This window comes from Streptomyces sp. SudanB5_2050 (assembly GCF_964272335.1).
Lineage (GTDB): Bacteria > Actinomycetota > Actinomycetes > Streptomycetales > Streptomycetaceae > Streptomyces > Streptomyces rochei.
Genome location: NZ_OZ186760.1, coordinates 4,326,746 through 4,344,601, shown reverse-complemented (window position 1 = coordinate 4,344,601; position 17,856 = coordinate 4,326,746). Strand labels below are relative to the sequence as shown.

Genomic DNA, 17,856 nt, shown 5'->3' with positions numbered 1-17,856 from the left:
GTACGCTGGCCCCATGGAGACGGGGAGCCCGGACGACACGGGCACGGCGGGGGCGACGGAAGCGGCGCGCGCGGAGCCGGTGTGGTCCGGCCTGCCACCGGGACTGCTGCGCATGCGGCGCCTGCTGCTGGTGGTGTGGCTGGGGCTGCTCGCGCTCGCCGCGGGCCTGCTGCCCGGTCTGTTCCTGGGGCCGGCCTGGGCGTTGCTCGCGCTGCCGCCCCTGGGCCTGGCGGTGTGGGGCTGGGTGATGCTGGAACGCAACTGGCGTTCCTGGCGGTACGCCGAGCGCGCCGACGACCTGCTGATCAGCCGGGGCGTGCTGTGGCGGGAGGAGACCGTCGTCCCGTACGGGCGCATGCAGCTGGTCGAGGTGACGTCCGGTCCGGTCGAACGGCACTTCGGCCTGGCCAGCGTCCAGCTGCACACGGCCGCCGCCGCGACCGACGCGACCATCCCGGGCCTCGACCCGGCGGAGGCGGAACGGCTGCGCGACCGGCTCACCGAGCTGGGCGAGGCCCGATCGGCGGGGCTGTGACGACGCCCGGGAAGGACGAGACGGCCCGGGGCGGCGCCCCGGCCCCCGGACCGCAGGCGCCCGGCACGGCTCCGGCGGCCACCGGGACCGACGGGCCCGGCCCGCGCCCCGCGGACGGAGTCGTCGAGCGCCGGCTGCACCCGATCACACCCCTGCGGCGGGCGTGGGCGCCGGTGGCGGTGCTGGTGGGCTGGGCCGTGCACGATCCCGACCAGGCGCAGCGCCAGCTGTCCCGGCTGACCACCACCCACCTGCTGATCGGCCTCGCCGTACTGATCCCGGCCGCCGCCCTGTACGGCTTCTTGACCTGGTGGTTCACCCACTACGCAGTGACCGACACCGAGCTGCGCATCCGGACCGGGCTGCTGTTCCGCCGCACCGCCCACATCCGGCTCGAACGCGTCCAGGCGATCGACGTCACCCAGCCCCTGCTCGCCCGCGTCGCGGGGGTCGCCAAGCTCAAACTCGACGTCATAGGCACCGGCAAGAAGGACGAGCTGGCCTTCCTGGGCGCCGACGACGCCCGGGCGCTGCGGGCCGAACTGCTCGCCCGCGCGGCCGGCCTCGCCCCGGAGACCGCGCACGAGGTCGGCGAGGCGCCCTCCCGGCACCTGCTGCGCGTACCGCCGGGCGTGCTGGCCGTCTCCCTGCTGCTGACCGGCGCGACCTGGGGCACGCTGATCGCCGCCGTCCTCGTACCCACCCTGCTGTGGCTCGCCACCCACAACCTGTGGACGGTCCTGGCGACCGCCCTGCCCCTGCTGGGCGCCGCGGGCGCGAGCAGCGCGGGCCGGTTCGTCGGGGAGTACGACTGGACAGTGGCCGAGTCCCCGGACGGGCTCCGCCTCGACCACGGGCTGCTGGACCGGGCGCACGAGACGGTGCCGCCGGGCCGGGTGCAGACCGTGCGGATCGTGGAACCGCTGCTGTGGCGGCGCCGGGGCTGGGTGCGGGTGGAGCTGGACGTGGCCGGGTCGTCGAACTCCGTGCTGCTCCCGGTCGCCCCGCGCGAGATCGCGGAGTCGGTCGTGGCGCGGGTGCTGCCCGGGGTGACCGTGCCGGCGGGCCCGGCGCTGTCCCGCCCGCCGCGCCGGGCCGCACGGTGCCGGCCGCTGTGGTGGCGGGGGTACGGGCTCGCCGTCACCGACACGGTCTTCGCCGCCCGGTACGGGCTGCTGCGCCGCAGCCTGGCCCTGGTGCCGCACGCCAAGGTGCAGAGCGTCCGCCGCACCCAGGGGCCGTGGCAGCGGGCGCTGCGGCTGGCCGACGTACGGGTGGACACGGGGGCGAACAAGACGGTGACCGCGCGCCTGCGCGACGCCGACGAGGCGGCCGGGCTGCTGCGGGCCCAGGCGGAGCGCTCCCGGACCGGCCGCCGGGACGCCCTGCCGGACCGCTGGATGGCCTGAGCGCTCCCCCGGTCCGCGCGGTCAGGACACGGCGCTGCGCAGGCCCTGCACGTCGATCTGCTCCGTCTCGTCGTGGGCCGTCAGGTCGATGACCTGGCTGACGCCCTCGGACTCCGCGCCGGCCTGCTTGAAGGCGGCTTCCTCCTCCGCCTTGTGCAGGGCGAGGGCCTCCTGGCCGACCACGTCGGCGAGGTCCTCGTTCTGGACGGTCTCCAGGGCCTGGAACGGCGAGGAGTCCTCCTGGTCGTTCTTGGTGCCGAAGAAGTCGAAGCCGCCCTCGACCGCGGGGCGCCGCGCCGGGGCCGACGGTACGACGGCCACCGCGGGCGGCACCGTGAAGTGACCGGTGCCCTGTCCGGTGGGCCTGGTGGGCTGCGCGGGCCCCTCGTCGGGCCGGTCCGTCGGGGAGGCGGCGGCGGTGTGCCCGTGCCCGTCGGCCGCCTCGGGCTTCCCCTGCGCCTCGTCCTCCCGCGCGGCGCCGCCGTCCGGGACGCTCTCGGCCTCGGCGGCCCGCTCGCCGCCGCCGTTCCCGTCGTCACCGCCGCCGTCACCGGAGTCGCGCTCGCCGGAGCGGGCGTCACGGGTGGACGCGTCCCCGGCCAGGCGCGCCAGCGCCGCGTCGGCCCGCAGGAACAGACGGGAGCCCTCGGCAGAGAACACGGCGGGAACGCTCTCGGTGCCCCCGTCCGCGGTCTCCTCGACCGGCGCCTCCTCGGCCGGCGGGTCCGCGGCGGGCGTCTCCTGCGCCGGGGCGGGCCGGGCGGCGGGCAGCGCGGGCGTCTGCGGCACGGCCTCGATCTCCAGCAGCCGGCGTCCCTCCAGCGCGCTGGCCCGCTCGGTCTCGGCCGTGGCGTAGCGCCGCAGCAGGGCGGCGTGTTCGTTGCGCAGCCCGGCCAGTTCGGTGCGCTTGGCCCGCAGCCGGTGCTCCAGCTTCTGGCGCAGCTCGCGCGACTCCTCCAGGTCGGACTCCAGTTCGGCGACCCGTTCCTCGTAGCGCCATTCGTCGCTCGCCCGGGCGCGCGTCAGGTCCGCGACGCGCTTGCCCGCCTGCGCGTCCCAGTGGCGCATGACGACCGCGCCGACGACGGCCGTCACCGCGGCGGCCGCGGCCAGTGCGCGCAGGACCGTCGCTTCGCTGAACACCCAGGGCCCGAGGGCGCAGACGACGGAGACGCCTGCGATCGCCGACGGAGGAAGCAGCCTGTGCAGGGGCGGGGAATGGCGGTGACGTCCACGTGGCATGGCCAGAAACTTACCGCGCGTAGGCGTTTCATGGCGCCCCGCCCCGCAAAAACACAGCCGTCTCCGAGGTGTTCACACTCCACCGGCATTCCACAAGGCCGCCGACGGCCGAATTACCTCAAGATCATTTCAGGACCGCCCGCCGATCCGCCCGCTCAGCCACTCCAGCGTCGCCGGGATCTCCCGCCGCCAGGTATTGAAGTTGTGACCGCCGCTTTCCAGGATGATCGACGAGATCCGGGTCGGCTCGCGTTCCTTCACCAGATCGATGAACTTCACCGTGTCCCGGTAGTTCGTCTCACCGGACTTGCTGCTGCTGACCAGCAGCGAAGTGTCAGGCGCGGGAAGGTTCTTGAGGCACCACCACAGGCTGGCCCGGTTTTCCGTCTCCGCGTCCCCCTGGAAGAGATCACCCGTGGTGGGATCGGTGGGCGCGTCGTAGTACGCGGACAGCCCGGCACCCGCTCCGAACACCTCGGGATGATGCATGGCGAGCTTCAGCGCGCAGTAGCCACCGGTGGAATTGCCCACCACGCCCCAGCTGCCCCTCCCCTTCTTCACGCGATAGTGGGAACTCACCGCTTCCGGAAGGTCCTTGGCGAAGAAGGACTCCGTCTGCGGACCGCCCGGCACGTCCACGCACTCCGTGTCGCGCGGCGGCGCCACCGTCGGCCGGAGCATCACCAGGATCATCGGCCGCATCCGTCCCGCCCCGGCCAGATCGTGCGCCGTACGCGGATAGCGGAGCTTGTCCACCAGCGCCGAGGCGGTCCCCGGATAACCCGTCAGCACGACGGCCGCGGGAAACGTACGGGCGCGGTGCGCCGCCTGGAAGTACTCGGGCGGCAGATAGACGTACGCGGGTGACGCTATCCGCGTCGTACGGCCGACGACCTGGATCTCCTGCACCCGCCCGGCGACCTCCGGCCGCCCCGCGCCCGCCGGCGTCACCCGCCGCTCGCCGACGACCTTCAACGGGCCCCCGCCACCGGCGGAGTGGTCCACGACGACCCCCTGGCCGTCCTCCCGCCCGAACAGGTCGGCCCAGCTGCCGTAGAACCCGAAGGCCTGGTTGGCGGCGAGTCCCACCGCCGCGAACACCGCCACCTGGGTGGCCAACAGCAGCCCCACCCTCCCCAGCACGGCGCGCACGCTCCGCCGCCCCAGCCGCGGCCACAGCCACACCGTGCCGGCGAACAGCAGCACGCCGGACAGAACCGCCAGCGCCAGCACCTTGTCGCTCGTGAGACCCATGCGTTGCTACCTGCCCGCGCTTTCCGTGAGGCTTTCGACAGGCGGAGTGAACCTCTCCACCTGAGACACCGTCCTAGAGGGCGCAATATCGCCGGATGCCCGGAACGGGCCCGGATCCACGATCTCTCGCAGAACCACAGGTGCGATGTCTGTCAGGACAGATGAGGAAATGTCGGGCGAGGTTCCGGCCAAGCACAGCGGCCTACGACGCGTACTGCGCGGCCCCCGTCCGGAGAACGTCCCCCTCCTCGTCGGCCGGGCCTGCGCACTCGTGGGCCTGCTCGACATCGCCGCCGGCGTCTTCCCCCGCTTCCGGCACAGCCGCATGCACGCCCTCGCCGAGGTGCTCCCCGGCTCCTTCGGCCCCTTCGCCGCGGCCCTCTCCCTCAGCGCCGGCGTCCTGCTCCTCCTGCTCGCCCACGGCCTCAAGCGCCGCAAGCGCCGGGCCTGGCGAGCGGCCGTGGCCCTGCTCCCCCTCGGCGCCGTCGCCCAGTTCTCCTACCGCCACTCCCTGCTCGGCGTAGTCATCTCCCTCGCCCTGCTCGCGCCGCTCCTGCGCCACCGCGACCAGTTCGCGGCGCTCCCCGACCCGCGCAGCCGCTGGCGGGCGCTGGCCAACTTCGTCCTCATGTCCGCCGGCTCCCTCACCCTCGGACTGCTGGTGGTCAACGCCCACCCGCACCGCATGATCGGCGATCCGAGCCTGGCCGACCGCATCACACACGTCCTGTACGGCCTCTTCGGCGTCGAGGGCCCGGTCGACTACCGCGGCAACACCTCCTGGACGGTCGCCTTCTCCCTCGGCGCCCTCGGCCTGCTGACCGCCGTCACCACCGTCTACCTGGCCTTCCGCCCCGAGCACCCGGCGGCCCGTCTCACCGAGGACGACGAGACCCGGCTGCGCGCCCTGCTCGCCCGGCACGGCGGCCGGGACTCCCTCGGCCACTTCGCACTCCGCCGCGACAAGGCCGTCGTCTTCTCCCCCAGCGGCAAGGCCGCCGTCACCTACCGCGTCGTCTCCGGCGTGATGCTGGCCAGCGGGGACCCGATCGGTGACGTGGAGGCGTGGCCGGGCGCCATCGAACGCTTCATGGACGAGGCCCGCGCCCACTCCTGGACCCCGGCCGTCATGGGCTGCTCCGAGACCGGCGGCGAGGTCTGGACCCGCGAGACCGGGCTCGACGCCCTCGAACTCGGCGACGAGGCGGTGGTGGACGTAGCGGATTTCTCCCTGGCCGGCCGCGCGATGCGCAACGTGCGCCAGATGGTCAAGCGCATCGAGCGCGCCGGTTACGAGACCCGCGTACGGCGCGTGGCTGACCTCTCCGACGCGGAACTGGACCGGGTCCGCCGCGCCGCCGACGCGTGGCGCGGCACGGACACCGAGCGCGGCTTCTCCATGGCCCTGGGCCGCATCGGCGACCCTTCCGACGGGGACTGCCTGATAGCGACGGCCCACAAGCAGGACCCCGAACCCGGCGAGTTCGGCGACCTCAAGGCGATCCTGCACTTCGTGCCGTGGGGCACCGACGGGGTGTCCCTCGACCTGATGCGCCGCGACCGCGCGGCCGACCCCGGCATGAACGAACTCCTGATCGTGGCCGCGCTCCAGGCCGCGCCGCGGCTGGGCATCGCCCGCGTGTCCCTGAACTTCGCGATGTTCCGCGCGGCGCTGGCGCGCGGCGAGAAGATCGGGGCGGGCCCGGTGCTCCGTGTCTGGCGGGGGCTGCTGGTGTTCCTCTCCCGCTGGTTCCAGATCGAGTCGCTGTACAAGTTCAACGCCAAGTTCCGTCCCCGCTGGGAACCGCGCTTCGTCGTCTACCGCGCCTCGGCGGACCTGCCCCGCATCGGCTTCGCCGCGATGCAGGCCGAGGGCTTCGTCACGCTGACGCTCCCGCGCTTCCTGCGCCGGGGGGCACCGGCACGGCGACCGTGCGCGCACGGGGTGTCGGAGCGGGGGGCGAGAGCGGCGTAGCGGCGGGCTCCCCGCCCGGCACCTGCTTCGCGCCCGGCGCGGGTGCGGGCGCGGGGGTGGGTGCGCAGCCCGGCGCCGACGGGGTGCCGCTGCGCCCACCCGTGCCGCCCCAGCGGCACGACTGCCCGCAGCTCAGGTGGCATGGCGGGGTAGCCGCGTACGGCGGGAAGGGGACGTGTCGGGGGGTGTCCGCCCGCAGCGGTTGGCGCGTCCGCGCCGTTCAGATCTGTGGCCGACCGATTCCGCGCCGTTCCGAGGACGGACACCCCCCGGCGCGGCCCCGCCCCCCAGACAACCGAACGCGCTACGCGCACCCCCACCGAACCCGCACCGGCGCCGCAGGCACCCCCACCCCGAACCCGCACAGGCCGCCGCAGGCACCCCACCCACACACCCGCACAGGCCGCCGCAAGCATCCCCGCACCACCGCCGGAGGCACCCGCAGACATCCCCGCCCATGGGCCTACGCTGAACACATGAGCAAGCAGACCGCCCGCCGCCACCTCGCGGGACTGACCGCATGGGACCGCTGCGCGGTCATGGGGGTCGTGAACGTGACCCCCGACTCCTTCTCCGACGGCGGCCGCTTCTTCGACACCACGGCCGCCATCAAGCACGGCCTCGACCTGGTGGCCGAAGGCGCCGACCTCGTGGACGTCGGCGGCGAGTCCACCCGCCCCGGCGCGACCCGCGTCGACGAGGACGAGGAGCTGCGCCGCGTCGTCCCCGTCGTGCGCGGACTGGCCTCCGAGGGCGTCACCATCTCCGTCGACACCATGCGCGCCTCCGTCGCCGAACAGGCCCTCGCCGCCGGCGCCGCCCTGGTCAACGACGTCAGCGGCGGCCTCGCCGACCCCCGCATGATCCCCGTCGTCGCCGACGCCGGCGCCCCCTTCGTCGTCATGCACTGGCGCGGCCTCCTGGAGGGCGGCAACGTCAAGGGCACCTACACCGACGTCGTCACCGAGGTCGTCGACGAACTCCACGCGCGCGTGGAGGCCGTCCTGGCGGGCGGCGTCTCCCCCGAGCGCATCGTCGTCGACCCCGGCCTCGGCTTCTCCAAGGACGCCGAGCACGACCTCGTCCTCCTCGCCCACCTCGACCGTCTGCACGCCCTCGGCCACCCCCTCCTCGTCGCCGCCTCCCGCAAGCGCTTCCTCGGCCGGGTCCTCGCCGGCCCCGACGCCACCCCGCCCCCCGCCCGGGAGCGCGACGCGGCCACCGCCGCCGTCTCCGCCCTCGCCGCGCACGCCGGCGCATGGGCCGTACGCGTGCACGAGGTCCGCGCCACCGCCGACGCCGTACGGGTCGCCCGCGCCGTCGAAGGAGCCCGGTGAACGCCCCGCACACCGACGTCGAGCAGGTGGAGGCGGCCAACACCGCCTTCTACGAGGCGGTGGAGCAGGGTGACTTCGAGAAGGTCTCCGAGTTCTGGCTCACCCCCTCCGACCTGGGCGTCGACGAGTCGTACCACGACCCGGCCGACGTCGGCGTCGTCTCCTGTGTGCACCCCGGCTGGCCGGTCCTCACCGGCCGCGGCGAGGTCCTGCGCTCCTACGCCCTGATCATGGCGAACACCGACTACATCCAGTTCTTCCTCACCGACGTGCACATCTCCGTGACCGGCGACACCGCCCTGGTGACCTGCACCGAGAACATCCTCAGCGGCGGCCCCGCCCCCGAGGGCGACGACGAGCTGGGCCCGCTCGTCGGCCAGCTCGTCGTCGCCACCAACACGTACCGGCGCACGCCCTCCGGCTGGAAACTCTGGTCGCACCACGCCTCACCGGTGCTCGCCGAGACCGAGGGCGAGGAGGGCGAGGACCCCACCCCCTGACCCGCCCGAACCAAGAAGTGGTTGGAATCACGGACCGCCGGGTAGGGGCGGCTACCGAGCCGTGATCGACCGGGGCCGCCAGGGCAAACGCTGGATGAAACCTCCCGGTGCCCGCCCGCCGCCGCACACCCCGTGGCCCGGCGCTGTCGGTGTCCACGGGTAGATTCGACTGAGGCCGCCGTTCCGCCCGCACGCGGCGCGGCCGGCCGAGACCGACGACTGCAGGAGTGATTCGCGTGGATCGTGTCGCGCTGCGCGGCCTGAAGGCCCGCGGGCACCACGGTGTGTTCCCCAAGGAGCGCGAGGACGGCCAGACCTTCCTCGTGGACATCGTCCTGGGCCTGGACACCCGGCCGGCCGCGGCCGACGACGACCTGGCGAAGACCGTGCACTACGGCATCGTCGCCGAGGAGGTCGTGGCCGTCGTCGAGGGTGAGCCCGTCAACCTCGTCGAGACGCTCGCCGAGCGCATCGCCCAGGTCTGTCTGAAGCACGAAGGGGTCGAGGAGGTCGAGGTCTGCGTCCACAAGCCGGACGCGCCGATCACCGTCCCCTTCGACGACGTGACCGTCACCATCATCCGGAGCCGTGTATGAGCGTCCCCTTCGCCGAGGGTCCCAGCGACCCGACCGTACAGCCGGTGCCCGCCTCGGTCATCGAGCAGGTGGACGCGGCCGACACCACGCTGTCCAACCCCAAGCGCGCCGTGGTCGCCCTCGGCGCCAACCTCGGCAACCGGCTGGAGACCCTCCAGGGCGCCATCGACGCCCTGGAGGACACCCCGGGCGTCCGCGTCAAAGGGGTCTCGCCGGTCTACGAGACGGAGCCCTGGGGCGTGGCCCCGGACAGCCAGCCCTCGTACTTCAACGCGGTCGTGATCCTCAAGACCACCCTGCCCCCGTCCTCCCTGCTGGAGCGGGCGCACGCGGTCGAGGAGGCGTTCCACCGCGTCCGCGACGAGCGCTGGGGCCCGCGCACCCTGGACGTCGACATCGTCGCCTACGCGGACGTCGTCTCCGACGACCCGCACCTCACCCTCCCGCATCCGCGGGCCCACGAGCGCGCCTTCGTCCTCGCCCCCTGGCACGACGTGGACCCCGACGCCCAGCTGCCCGGGCACGGCCCGGTCGCCGGTCTCCTGGAGGCCGTCACCCGTGACGGCGTCGCGCCCCGCGCCGACCTGGAACTCAGGCTGCCCGAGTAGTCGTTAAGGTCGACGAGGTCAGGACGACCACGCTGGGGAACCGAAGGGACACCGGGACACCGTGAAAGAGCTGCGCATCAGGGTGCTGGCCGGTGTGTTCTTCGTCGCCGGAATCCTGTCCTGGGCGGGCGCCCGCCTGTGGAACTCGGTCGGGAGCCTGCCGAGCGTCCCCCTGGCCGCCCCCGTCGTCCTCGCGCTGATCGCGGTGATCCTGCTGGCCACCGCGCTCTCGCTGCGGGCCCGTCTGAAGGCCCAGCGGGAGCGGGTGCCGGGCGCCAAGGGCGTCGACCCGATGATGGCGGCCCGCGCGGTCGTCTTCGGCCAGGCCAGTGCCCTGGTGGCCGCCCTGGTCGCCGGGATGTACGGCGGCACCGGCGTCTTCCTGCTCGAATATCTCGACGTCCCGGCCCGCCGCGATCAGGCCGTCTACGCCGGCTTCTCGGTCGTGGCGGGCATCGGCGTGATAGCGGCCGCCCTCTTCCTGGAGCGCGTCTGCCGCCTCCCGGAGGACGAGGACGACGACCACCCGGGCACGGCCGCGGCGGCCTGAGGCGCCCCGCGCACACCGCCGCCCGCGACTCCGGGCAAGCCGAGCCGGTGTCAGCGAGCCATGATCAGGCTCATCGCCTCGTTGCGCGTGGCGAGGTCGCGCAGCTGCCCCCGCACCGCCGAGGTGATGGTCTTCGCGCCGGGCTTGCGGATGCCGCGCATCGACATGCACATGTGCTCGCACTCCACCACGACGATCACGCCCCTCGGCTCGAGGATCTCCATCAGCGAGTCGGCGATCTGCGTGGTGAGACGTTCCTGCACCTGCGGGCGGCGGGCGTAGACGTCCACCAGACGGGCCAGCTTGGACAGCCCGGTGATCTTGCCGTTGTTCGACGGGATGTAACCGACGTGCGCGACCCCGCGGAACGGGACGAGGTGGTGCTCGCAGGTGCTGAACACCTCGATGTCCTTCACCAGCACCATCTCGTCGTGCCCGAGGTCGAACGTCGTCGTCAGCACGTCCTCGGGCTGCTGCCACAGCCCCGCGAATATCTCCTTGTACGCCCGCGCCACCCGTGCCGGCGTCTCCTTCAGCCCTTCGCGGTCCGGGTCCTCGCCGACCGCGATCAGCAGTTCGCGTACGGCGTTCTCGGCCCGCTTCTCGTCGAACTCGCCGATCTGGCCCTCGCCGTCCAGCGTCACGGGGTCGGTCATCTGGTGCCTCGTTCCTGATCCTCTACTGCGGTCGGCATACGGGAATGCCGCGCCCCCCAAGGCTAGAACCTGGGGGGCGCGGCATGCATTCCGGCCCTGGTGGGGCCGCAGGGAGGGCCGGATCAGCTCTCCGGACGGTCCTCCGGGGCCCGCTCCGGGGCCGGGGCGGGCTCCGCCGTAGTGCTCTTGGCGGTGGAGATCGCCGCCGTGGCGCCGTTGGCTCCGTTCGTCAGGGCCAGCTCCTTGGGGGAGAGCACCGGCGGACGGGTCGACGGCGTGCGGCGCGAGGAGCCGGTCCAGGCGGGCCGGGAGGGACGCTTGACGATCTGCGAGAAGATCTCCGCGATCTCCTCCTTGCCCAGCGTCTCCTTCTCCAGCAGCGCGAGGACGAGGTTGTCGAGGACGTCGCGGTTCTCGACCAGGATCTCCCAGGCCTCGTTGTGCGCCGTCTCGATGAGCTTCTTGACCTCCTCGTCGACCAGCGCGGCGACCTCTTCCGAGTAGTCGCGCTGGTGGGCCATCTCACGGCCGAGGAAGGGCTCGGTGTTGTCGCCGCCGAACTTGATGGCGCCGAGGCGCTCGGTCATGCCGTACTGCGTGACCATCGCGCGGGCCAGGCCGGTGGCCTTCTCGATGTCGTTGGCGGCACCGGTCGTCGGGTCGTGGAAGACCAGCTCCTCGGCCGCGCGCCCGCCCAGCATGTAGGCGAGCTGGTCGAGCATCTCGTTGCGCGTGGTCGAGTACTTGTCCTCGTCCGGGAGCACCATCGTGTAGCCGAGGGCGCGCCCGCGGGACAGGATGGTGATCTTGTGGACCGGGTCGGAGTTCGGTGAGGCCGCCGCGACCAGGGCGTGACCGCCCTCGTGGTACGCGGTGATCTTCTTCTCCTTGTCCGACATGATCCGGGTCCGCTTCTGCGGGCCCGCGACCACACGGTCGATCGCCTCGTCCAGCATGTGGTTGTCGATCAGCTTCTGGTCGCTGCGGGCCGTCAGCAGGGCGGCCTCGTTCAGCACGTTGGCGAGATCGGCACCGGTCATGCCGGGCGTACGGCGGGCGACGGCCGAGAGGTCGACGTCCGGGGCGACCGGCTTGCCCTTCTGGTGGACCTTGAGGATCTCCAGCCGGCCCTGCATGTCCGGGCGGTCGACGGCGATCTGGCGGTCGAAGCGGCCGGGGCGCAGCAGCGCCGGGTCGAGGATGTCGGGCCGGTTCGTCGCGGCGATGAGGATCACGCCGCCCTTGACGTCGAAGCCGTCCATCTCGACGAGGAGCTGGTTCAGGGTCTGCTCGCGCTCGTCGTGACCGCCGCCGAGGCCGGCGCCGCGGTGGCGGCCGACCGCGTCGATCTCGTCGACGAAGACGATCGCCGGGGCGTTCGCCTTGGCCTGCTCGAACAGGTCACGGACTCGGGAGGCACCGACACCGACGAACATCTCGACGAAGTCGGAACCGGAGATCGAGTAGAACGGCACGCCCGCCTCGCCCGCGACGGCGCGCGCGAGCAGCGTCTTGCCGGTACCGGGCGGGCCGTACAGCAGCACACCCTTGGGGATCTTGGCGCCGACGGCCTGGAACTTGGCCGGCTCCTGGAGGAACTCCTTGATCTCGTGGAGCTCCTCGACGGCCTCGTCCGAACCGGCGACGTCCGAGAACGTCGTCTTCGGGGTGTCCTTGGTGATGAGCTTCGCCTTGGACTTGCCGAAGTTCATGACCCGGGAGCCGCCGCCCTGCATCTGATTCATCAGGAACAGGAAGACGACCACGATCAGGACGAACGGCAGCAGCGAGAGCAGGATCCCGACGAACGGGTTCTGCTTCGACGGCGACACGGTGTAGCCGTCGGGGATCTGCTTGTCCTGGTACTTGTTCTGCAGGGTGCCGGCGAGGGTCTCGCCCTGGTCGCCGATGTAGCTCGCCTGGATCTTCGAGCTGCCCTCGACCTTCTGGCCGTCCTTGAGCTGAACCTGGATCTTCTGCTCGTCGCCGGTGGTCAGCTTGGCCGACTCGACCCTGTTCTCGTTGATCGCCTGGACGACCTGGCCCGTGTCCACCGTCTTGTAGCCGCCGGACGAGCCGACGACCTGCATCAACACGACCACGGCAAGGACGGCCAGCACGATCCACATGATTGGCCCACGGAAGTATCGCTTCACGTCCATCCACACGGAGCGGTGGCGCCCCGTCCCTCCTGCCATAGTGAGTTTGATAAGACAGTTCTTCTGACGGTACCCCAGCGGGGCGGCCTCCAGCCGCACGGGACCGCTGACGTCACGTCTGCATGCTCCAACGGCGCGGGGGCCTCCGGGGTTCCCGGCCGTCCCCCGAAACGCCGCGGAGCGCGCTACGGGGCCGTGTCAGCCGCCGTAGACGTGGGGCGCGAGCGTACCGACGAACGGCAGGTTGCGGTACTTCTCGGCGTAGTCGAGGCCGTAGCCGACGACGAACTCGTTGGGGATGTCGAAACCGACCCACTCCACGTCGATGGCGACCTTCGCGGCGTCGGGCTTGCGCAGCAGCGTGCACACCTTGAGGGAGGCGGGCTCGCGCGAGCCGAGGTTGGAGATCAGCCAGGACAGGGTCAGGCCGGAGTCGATGATGTCCTCGACGATCAGGACGTGCTTGCCCTTGATGTCGGTGTCGAGGTCCTTGAGGATCCGCACCACGCCGGAGGACTGGGTGCCCGCGCCGTACGAGGACACCGCCATCCAGTCCATCGTGACGGGGGTGGACAGCGTGCGCGCCAGGTCGGCCATGACCATCACGGCGCCCTTGAGCACGCCGACGATGAGCAGGTCCTTGCCCGCGTACTCCGCGTCGATCTTCGCGGCCAGCTCGGCCAGCTTCGCGTCGATCTCTTCCTTGGTGATGAGTACCTTCTCGAGGTCGGCACCCATGTCGTTCGCGTCCACCCGCATCACTTTCGGTCGTCCCACCGGCCACTCCGGAGCGCCCCGGCGATCCGTGCGCGGATCGGTGGGAGGGTCCGGATTCAGCCTTGCCGAATCACCAGTCTGCCACCCTGGCGCCGGGCGACGACTTTGCCGGGGAGGTTGATGGCCCCCTGACCGCGCCAGCCGGTGATCAGCCGGTCGACTTCCTCGATGTGGCGGGCGAACAACGCGCCCGCGGGAGCACCGGCCTCGATGGCGGCACGGCGCAGGATGCGGCGGCGTACGGCGGGCGGCAGGGCGTAGAGCTTGGCGCACTCCAGTACGCCGGAGGCGTCACGGACGCCGGCCTCGGCCTGGCGGGCCCAGGTGTCGAGGGCGTCGGCGTCGTCCCGGGAGAGCTGGGCCGTACGGGCGAGGGCTTCGACTACGCCCTTGCCGAGCGCCTTCTCCAGGGCGGGCAGGCCCTCGTGGCGCAGCCGGGAGCGGGTGTAGGCGGGGTCGGCGTTGTGCGGGTCGTCCCAGACGGGCAGGGACTGGACCATGCAGGCCTTGCGGGCGGTCTGCCGGTCGACCTGGAGGAAAGGCCGCCGGTAACGGCCGCCGGCCCCCGAGACCGCGGCCATGCCCGACAGGGAGCGGATGCCGGAGCCGCGGGCGAGGCCCAGCAGGACGGTCTCGGCCTGGTCGTCGCGGGTGTGGCCGAGCAGGACGGCGGCGGCCCCGTGCCGGGCGGCGGCGGCGTCCAGCGCGGCGTAGCGCGCGTCGCGGGCGGCGGCTTCGGGCCCGCCTTCGCGGCCGACGGTCACGGCGGTGGCCTCGACGGGGTCCAGGCCGAGTTCGCGCAGGCGCAGGACGACCTCTTCGGCGCGCAGGTCGGAGCCGCTCTGCAGGCCGTGGTCGACGGTGACGCCGCCGGCCCGGATGCCGAGGCGGGGGGCCTCGAAGGCGAGGGCGGAGGCGAGCGCCATGGAGTCGGCGCCGCCGGAGCAGGCCACCAGCACGAGCGGCGCGGGCGGGCGCTCGGGCAGGCGCTCGGCGGCCGTCGCGGCGGGAACGCCGGCCGTGGTGTTCAGTTCGGTGAGGATGTCGTGGAGGACGCGGCGGACCGCCAGGCGTATCGCCGCGACCGCAGGATGGGGACCCATGTCCGGTGCCCTTCATGAAGTTGTCGGGGGGTGAGCCCGAGTTCGGTCACGCAGAGTGTGTAGATGGTGACAGAAGCGGGCCGTTCCCCGAGCATCGCACGCCTGTCGAGGGCCCACGGTCCCTCGGACGGGTGATTGGAGGGGCGTTCGACTGCCGTCGGCCGGATTCGTTCACGCCCGATCCGCGGGGCTCACGACTCCGTCTTGCGGTGCACCCGCGCGATCCAGTCCGCCGGTTTGGAGATCTCCGACTTGGTCGGGAGGGTGTTGGGCGAGGTCCAGACGCGGTTGAAGCCGTCCATGCCGCACTCCTCGACGACGGCCCGCACGAAGCGCTCGCCGTCCCGGTACTGGCGCAGCTTGGCGTCCAGGCCGAGCAGCTTGCGCAGCGCCAGATCGAGGCGGGAGGCGCCCTTGGCGCGGCGCTGCTGGAACTTCTCGCGGATCTCCCCGACGCTCGGCACGACGGACGGCCCGACGCCGTCCATCACGAAGTCGGCGTGCCCCTCCAGGAGCGACATCACGGCGGTGAGCCGGCCGAGGACCTCGCGCTGGGCCGGGGTCTGCACCAGCTCGACCAGCGACCGGCCGCCGTCGTCCTCCTCGCCCTCGGGGCGTCCCCCGGCGAGGGTCTGGGCGGCCTCGCGGACCCGCTCCAGCACGGTCATGGGGTCGACGTCGGTCTCCGCGAGGAACGACTGGATCTCGCCCTCCAGGTGGTCGCGCAGCCAGGGCACGGCCGTGAACTGGGTGCGGTGCGTCTCCTCGTGCAGGCACACCCAGAGGCGGAAGTCGTGGGGGTCGACGTCGAGTTCGCGCTCGACGTGCACGATGTTCGGCGCGACGAGGAGGAGCCGGCCGCCGCCGTGGGCGCCTGCGGGCAGCTCGCGGGTGGCCGGAGCGAAGGTCTCGTACTGGCCGAGGACCCGGGAGGACAGGAACGACAGCAGCATGCCCAGCTCCACGCCGGTGACCTTGCCGCCGACGGCGCCGAGGACCGCGTTGCCCGCGCCGCCGCCGCGGCGCTCCTCCATCTTCTCCAGCAGCGGCTTGAGGATCTCCCGGAAGCCGGCGACGTTCGCCCGGACCCAGCCGGGGCGGTCGACGACGAGGACGGGGGTGTCGTGGGTCTCCTCGGTGGCCAGGCGGGTGAAGCCGCGGACGTGCTCCTCCGAGGACTTGGCGTGGCGGCGGAGTTCCGCGACGACGGCCCTGGCCTCGTCGCGGCTCACCTCGGGGCCCGGCCGTACGAGCCGGGTCGCGGTGGCCACCGCGAGATTCCAGTCGACCATGCCGGAAGATGCGCCGATGCTCGTCATTCCTCAACCGTACGTGAGCGCTGCCGCTGGGGGCAGGCTGTGGCGGGCGGTGGGGTGGAGGGCCGGGCGGCGGCCGGCGGTGGCGCGCGGCGGGGAGGGGTCCGCGGCCCGGCGGTGGCGCGCGGCGGGGACGGGGGCGCGGCCCGGCGGTGGCGCGCGGCTACGGCGCCGAGGACGCCAAGGTCGTGGCCAGTCTGTCCAGGGCCGTCTGGGCCTCCCACGCGTTCGTCGTGTCCGAGGCCAGGAAGGCGAAGCCCAGGAGGCGCCCGTCGGGGGTGGCCACCGTGCCGGCGAGGGTGTTGACGCCGGTCAGGGTGCCGGTCTTGGCGCGTACGACGCCGGCCGCGCCATCCGTGTAGCGGCCGCTGAGCGTGCCGGTGAAGCCGGCGACGGGCAGGCCGGTGAGGACCGGGCGCAGCTCCGGCCGGGCCGGGTCGGCGGCCTCGGCGAGCAGCGCGGTGAGCAGGCCGGCGGTGATGCGGTCGGTGCGGTCCAGGCCGCTGCCGTCGTGGAAACGGGCGCCGCGCACGGGCAGGCCCAGCTGCTTCAGGCGGGCCGTGATCGCCGCCGCGACGCCCTCGAAGTCGGCGGGCTCTCCGCTCGCCACGGCGGTGTGGCGGGCCAGGGCCTCGGCGAGGTCGTTGTCGCTGTGGGTCAGCATGCGCTCGACCAGCGCCCACAGCGGGGGTGAGGAGACCGTGGCGAGGGTGTCCGCGCGGTCGGTGGCCTTGGAGGGGCCGGGGGCCGAAGCGGTGACGCCGTGCTGTTCCAGGAACCCGGCGAAGGCGCGGGCGGCGTCGGCGGCCGGGTCCGGCACGCGCGGGGCGGGGCCGGCGGTGGAGTCGTCCGTGCGGCCCTCGTCGGCCATCAGGGCGGTGACGGGGGCGAGGTTCTCGTTGACCCCGATCGGGTGCGCCTCGTCGCCGGCGTAGAGCGTGGTGTCGTACGACAGCGTCACCCGGCGCACGTCCCGCTTCTTCAGGGCGGTGGCGGTCCTCTCGGCGAGGGTGCGCAGGCTCGCGAGGCCCTGGGCGTCCTCTCGGGCGGTGAGGGTGGGGTCGCCGCCGCCGACCAGGACGAGTTCCCCGGTGTCGGCCTCCAGGGCCGTGCGGGTGGTGAGGCGGTGGTCGGGGCCGAGGGCGGTGAGCGCGGCGACGGCGGTGGCGACCTTGGTGGTGGAGGCGGGGGTGAGGGCCGCGTCGGCGTCGAGGGCGTGCAGGCGCTTGCCGGTGGTGAGGTCGACGACGGCCGCCCCGCGGGTGCCGCCGAGCGCCGGGTCGTCCAGGAGGGGGCCGAGGAGGTCGGCCAGGGCGGTGCCGCCGGGCGCGGCGTCGGCTCCCCTCGGGACCCCGCCGTCGGTGCCGCCCAGGCCGGTGAGGACGGACGGGGCGCTGGGTGCCGGGCGGGGCGAACCGGCCGCCGCGCCGGAGCCGCCCGGTCCGCCGTGATCTGCGCCACCCGTGTGCTCCAGTGCGACGGCCCGGTCCCGCTCGGCCGTACGCTGACCCGTGGAGTCCCAGGGTCCGGCGGCGGTCACCGCACCGGCGGCGAGCGCCAGTCCGGCCGTGGCGGCACCGGCGGTGTACTGCCAGGTCTTCGGCCGGGTGACCCGGTCGAGCCGCGGCGCCGTGGCCCGTGCGAACCGTGCGACCCGCGGTCGGACGGCCCGCGCGGCGCGTGCGAGACGCGGTCGGACGGCACCCGCGGCCCGCGCCACACGCGGTCCCGCGGCCCGCCAAGGCCTCAGCTCCGGCACCGTCACCAGCCCCTTTCGCGATCACACACCTGCGTGAGGGACACTTAACCACCAGAACTATGTGCTGATCATGGAGGAGC

16 protein-coding genes are annotated in these 17,856 nt (G+C 73.1%); 8 read left to right on the top strand and 8 right to left on the bottom strand.

Features of this window, described 5'->3' with window-relative positions; translation table 11 throughout:
• Positions 1 to 13 precede the first annotated feature (13 nt).
• Together ACFZP7_RS19360 and ACFZP7_RS19355 are read left to right on the top strand one after the other, a co-directional pair.
• Positions 14 to 535: a PH domain-containing protein gene (locus ACFZP7_RS19360; protein ID WP_385634965.1), complete on the top strand. Its 522-nt coding sequence runs from the start codon at positions 14 to 16 to the stop codon at positions 533 to 535.
• Entirely contained in the window at positions 532 to 1,944 is a 1,413-nt protein-coding gene (locus tag ACFZP7_RS19355; RefSeq protein ID WP_385634963.1) for a PH domain-containing protein, read from the top strand. Before ACFZP7_RS19360 ends, ACFZP7_RS19355 begins: the two co-directional genes overlap by 4 nt.
• Positions 1,945 to 1,965: 21 nt before the next feature.
• Here the strand turns inward: ACFZP7_RS19355 and ACFZP7_RS19350 are convergent, their stop codons facing one another.
• Together ACFZP7_RS19350 and ACFZP7_RS19345 are read right to left on the bottom strand one after the other, a co-directional pair.
• Positions 1,966 to 3,186, bottom strand: coding sequence for a hypothetical protein (locus ACFZP7_RS19350; RefSeq protein WP_385634961.1), 1,221 nt, complete (start codon positions 3,184 to 3,186; stop codon positions 1,966 to 1,968).
• Positions 3,187 to 3,315: 129 nt separating this feature from the next.
• The gene (locus tag ACFZP7_RS19345) at positions 3,316 to 4,440 is read right to left on the bottom strand and encodes an alpha/beta hydrolase (protein ID WP_385634959.1); all 1,125 of its coding nucleotides are present in this window, start codon (positions 4,438 to 4,440) and stop codon (positions 3,316 to 3,318) included.
• Positions 4,441 to 4,609: 169 nt separating this feature from the next.
• Here ACFZP7_RS19345 and ACFZP7_RS19340 point away from each other — a divergent pair, with 169 nt between their 5' ends.
• From ACFZP7_RS19340 to ACFZP7_RS19315, 6 genes are all read left to right on the top strand, one after another.
• On the top strand, positions 4,610 to 6,415 hold the full coding sequence (locus ACFZP7_RS19340) for a phosphatidylglycerol lysyltransferase domain-containing protein (protein WP_385634957.1): 1,806 nt from the start codon (positions 4,610 to 4,612) through the stop codon (positions 6,413 to 6,415).
• A 476-nt stretch (positions 6,416 to 6,891) separates the two neighbouring features.
• Positions 6,892 to 7,752, top strand: a complete 861-nt coding sequence (folP, locus tag ACFZP7_RS19335; RefSeq protein ID WP_019329879.1) for a dihydropteroate synthase — start codon at positions 6,892 to 6,894, stop codon at positions 7,750 to 7,752.
• A complete protein-coding gene (locus ACFZP7_RS19330; protein ID WP_019329878.1) occupies positions 7,749 to 8,252 on the top strand; it encodes a nuclear transport factor 2 family protein in 504 nt (167 codons plus the stop codon). The genes folP and ACFZP7_RS19330 overlap by 4 nt, the downstream gene beginning before the upstream one ends.
• A gap of 236 nt (positions 8,253 to 8,488) precedes the next feature.
• Complete coding sequence (gene folB, locus ACFZP7_RS19325) at positions 8,489 to 8,848, top strand: dihydroneopterin aldolase (RefSeq protein ID WP_011028954.1); 360 nt, start codon at positions 8,489 to 8,491, stop codon at positions 8,846 to 8,848.
• Positions 8,845 to 9,456: a 2-amino-4-hydroxy-6-hydroxymethyldihydropteridine diphosphokinase gene (gene folK / locus ACFZP7_RS19320; RefSeq protein ID WP_019329877.1), complete on the top strand. Its 612-nt coding sequence runs from the start codon at positions 8,845 to 8,847 to the stop codon at positions 9,454 to 9,456. The genes folB and folK overlap by 4 nt, the downstream gene beginning before the upstream one ends.
• A 61-nt stretch (positions 9,457 to 9,517) precedes the next feature.
• A complete protein-coding gene (locus ACFZP7_RS19315; protein ID WP_019329876.1) occupies positions 9,518 to 10,006 on the top strand; it encodes a DUF3180 domain-containing protein in 489 nt (162 codons plus the stop codon).
• Between the two features lie 50 nt (positions 10,007 to 10,056).
• Here the strand turns inward: ACFZP7_RS19315 and folE are convergent, their stop codons facing one another.
• From folE to dacB, 6 genes are all read right to left on the bottom strand, one after another.
• Positions 10,057 to 10,662 carry a GTP cyclohydrolase I FolE gene (gene folE, locus ACFZP7_RS19310; protein WP_019329875.1) on the bottom strand — a complete coding sequence of 202 codons (606 nt, stop codon included), beginning with the start codon at positions 10,660 to 10,662 and terminating at the stop codon, positions 10,057 to 10,059.
• Positions 10,663 to 10,784: 122 nt separating this feature from the next.
• Positions 10,785 to 12,824: an ATP-dependent zinc metalloprotease FtsH gene (gene ftsH / locus ACFZP7_RS19305; protein WP_029394335.1), complete on the bottom strand. Its 2,040-nt coding sequence runs from the start codon at positions 12,822 to 12,824 to the stop codon at positions 10,785 to 10,787.
• Positions 12,825 to 13,019: 195 nt separating this feature from the next.
• Positions 13,020 to 13,580: a hypoxanthine phosphoribosyltransferase gene (hpt, locus tag ACFZP7_RS19300; RefSeq protein WP_019329873.1), complete on the bottom strand. Its 561-nt coding sequence runs from the start codon at positions 13,578 to 13,580 to the stop codon at positions 13,020 to 13,022.
• A gap of 74 nt (positions 13,581 to 13,654) precedes the next feature.
• Positions 13,655 to 14,701 carry a tRNA lysidine(34) synthetase TilS gene (tilS, locus tag ACFZP7_RS19295; RefSeq protein WP_019329872.1) on the bottom strand — a complete coding sequence of 349 codons (1,047 nt, stop codon included), beginning with the start codon at positions 14,699 to 14,701 and terminating at the stop codon, positions 13,655 to 13,657.
• Positions 14,702 to 14,892: 191 nt separating this feature from the next.
• A complete protein-coding gene (locus tag ACFZP7_RS19290) occupies positions 14,893 to 16,020 on the bottom strand; it encodes a zinc-dependent metalloprotease (protein WP_125773366.1) in 1,128 nt (375 codons plus the stop codon).
• A gap of 160 nt (positions 16,021 to 16,180) precedes the next feature.
• A complete protein-coding gene (dacB, locus tag ACFZP7_RS19285) occupies positions 16,181 to 17,737 on the bottom strand; it encodes a D-alanyl-D-alanine carboxypeptidase/D-alanyl-D-alanine-endopeptidase (RefSeq protein ID WP_385634955.1) in 1,557 nt (518 codons plus the stop codon).
• Positions 17,738 to 17,856: the final 119 nt, after the last annotated feature.

Excerpts from the sequence above, each read along its gene's own strand:
- hpt (WP_019329873.1), bottom strand. The coding sequence starts at position 13,580 with ATGCGGGTGGACGCGAACGACATGGGTGCCGACCTCGAGAAGGTACTC.
- folE (WP_019329875.1), bottom strand. The coding sequence starts at position 10,662 with ATGACCGACCCCGTGACGCTGGACGGCGAGGGCCAGATCGGCGAGTTC.
- folK (WP_019329877.1), top strand. The coding sequence starts at position 8,845 with ATGAGCGTCCCCTTCGCCGAGGGTCCCAGCGACCCGACCGTACAGCCG.
- ftsH (WP_029394335.1), bottom strand. The coding sequence starts at position 12,824 with ATGGACGTGAAGCGATACTTCCGTGGGCCAATCATGTGGATCGTGCTG.
- ACFZP7_RS19290 (WP_125773366.1), bottom strand. The coding sequence starts at position 16,020 with ATGACGAGCATCGGCGCATCTTCCGGCATGGTCGACTGGAATCTCGCG.
- ACFZP7_RS19340 (WP_385634957.1), top strand. The coding sequence starts at position 4,610 with ATGTCGGGCGAGGTTCCGGCCAAGCACAGCGGCCTACGACGCGTACTG.
- ACFZP7_RS19345 (WP_385634959.1), bottom strand. The coding sequence starts at position 4,440 with ATGGGTCTCACGAGCGACAAGGTGCTGGCGCTGGCGGTTCTGTCCGGC.
- ACFZP7_RS19350 (WP_385634961.1), bottom strand. The coding sequence starts at position 3,186 with ATGCCACGTGGACGTCACCGCCATTCCCCGCCCCTGCACAGGCTGCTT.
- folP (WP_019329879.1), top strand. The coding sequence starts at position 6,892 with ATGAGCAAGCAGACCGCCCGCCGCCACCTCGCGGGACTGACCGCATGG.
- ACFZP7_RS19360 (WP_385634965.1), top strand. The coding sequence starts at position 14 with ATGGAGACGGGGAGCCCGGACGACACGGGCACGGCGGGGGCGACGGAA.
- tilS (WP_019329872.1), bottom strand. The coding sequence starts at position 14,701 with ATGGGTCCCCATCCTGCGGTCGCGGCGATACGCCTGGCGGTCCGCCGC.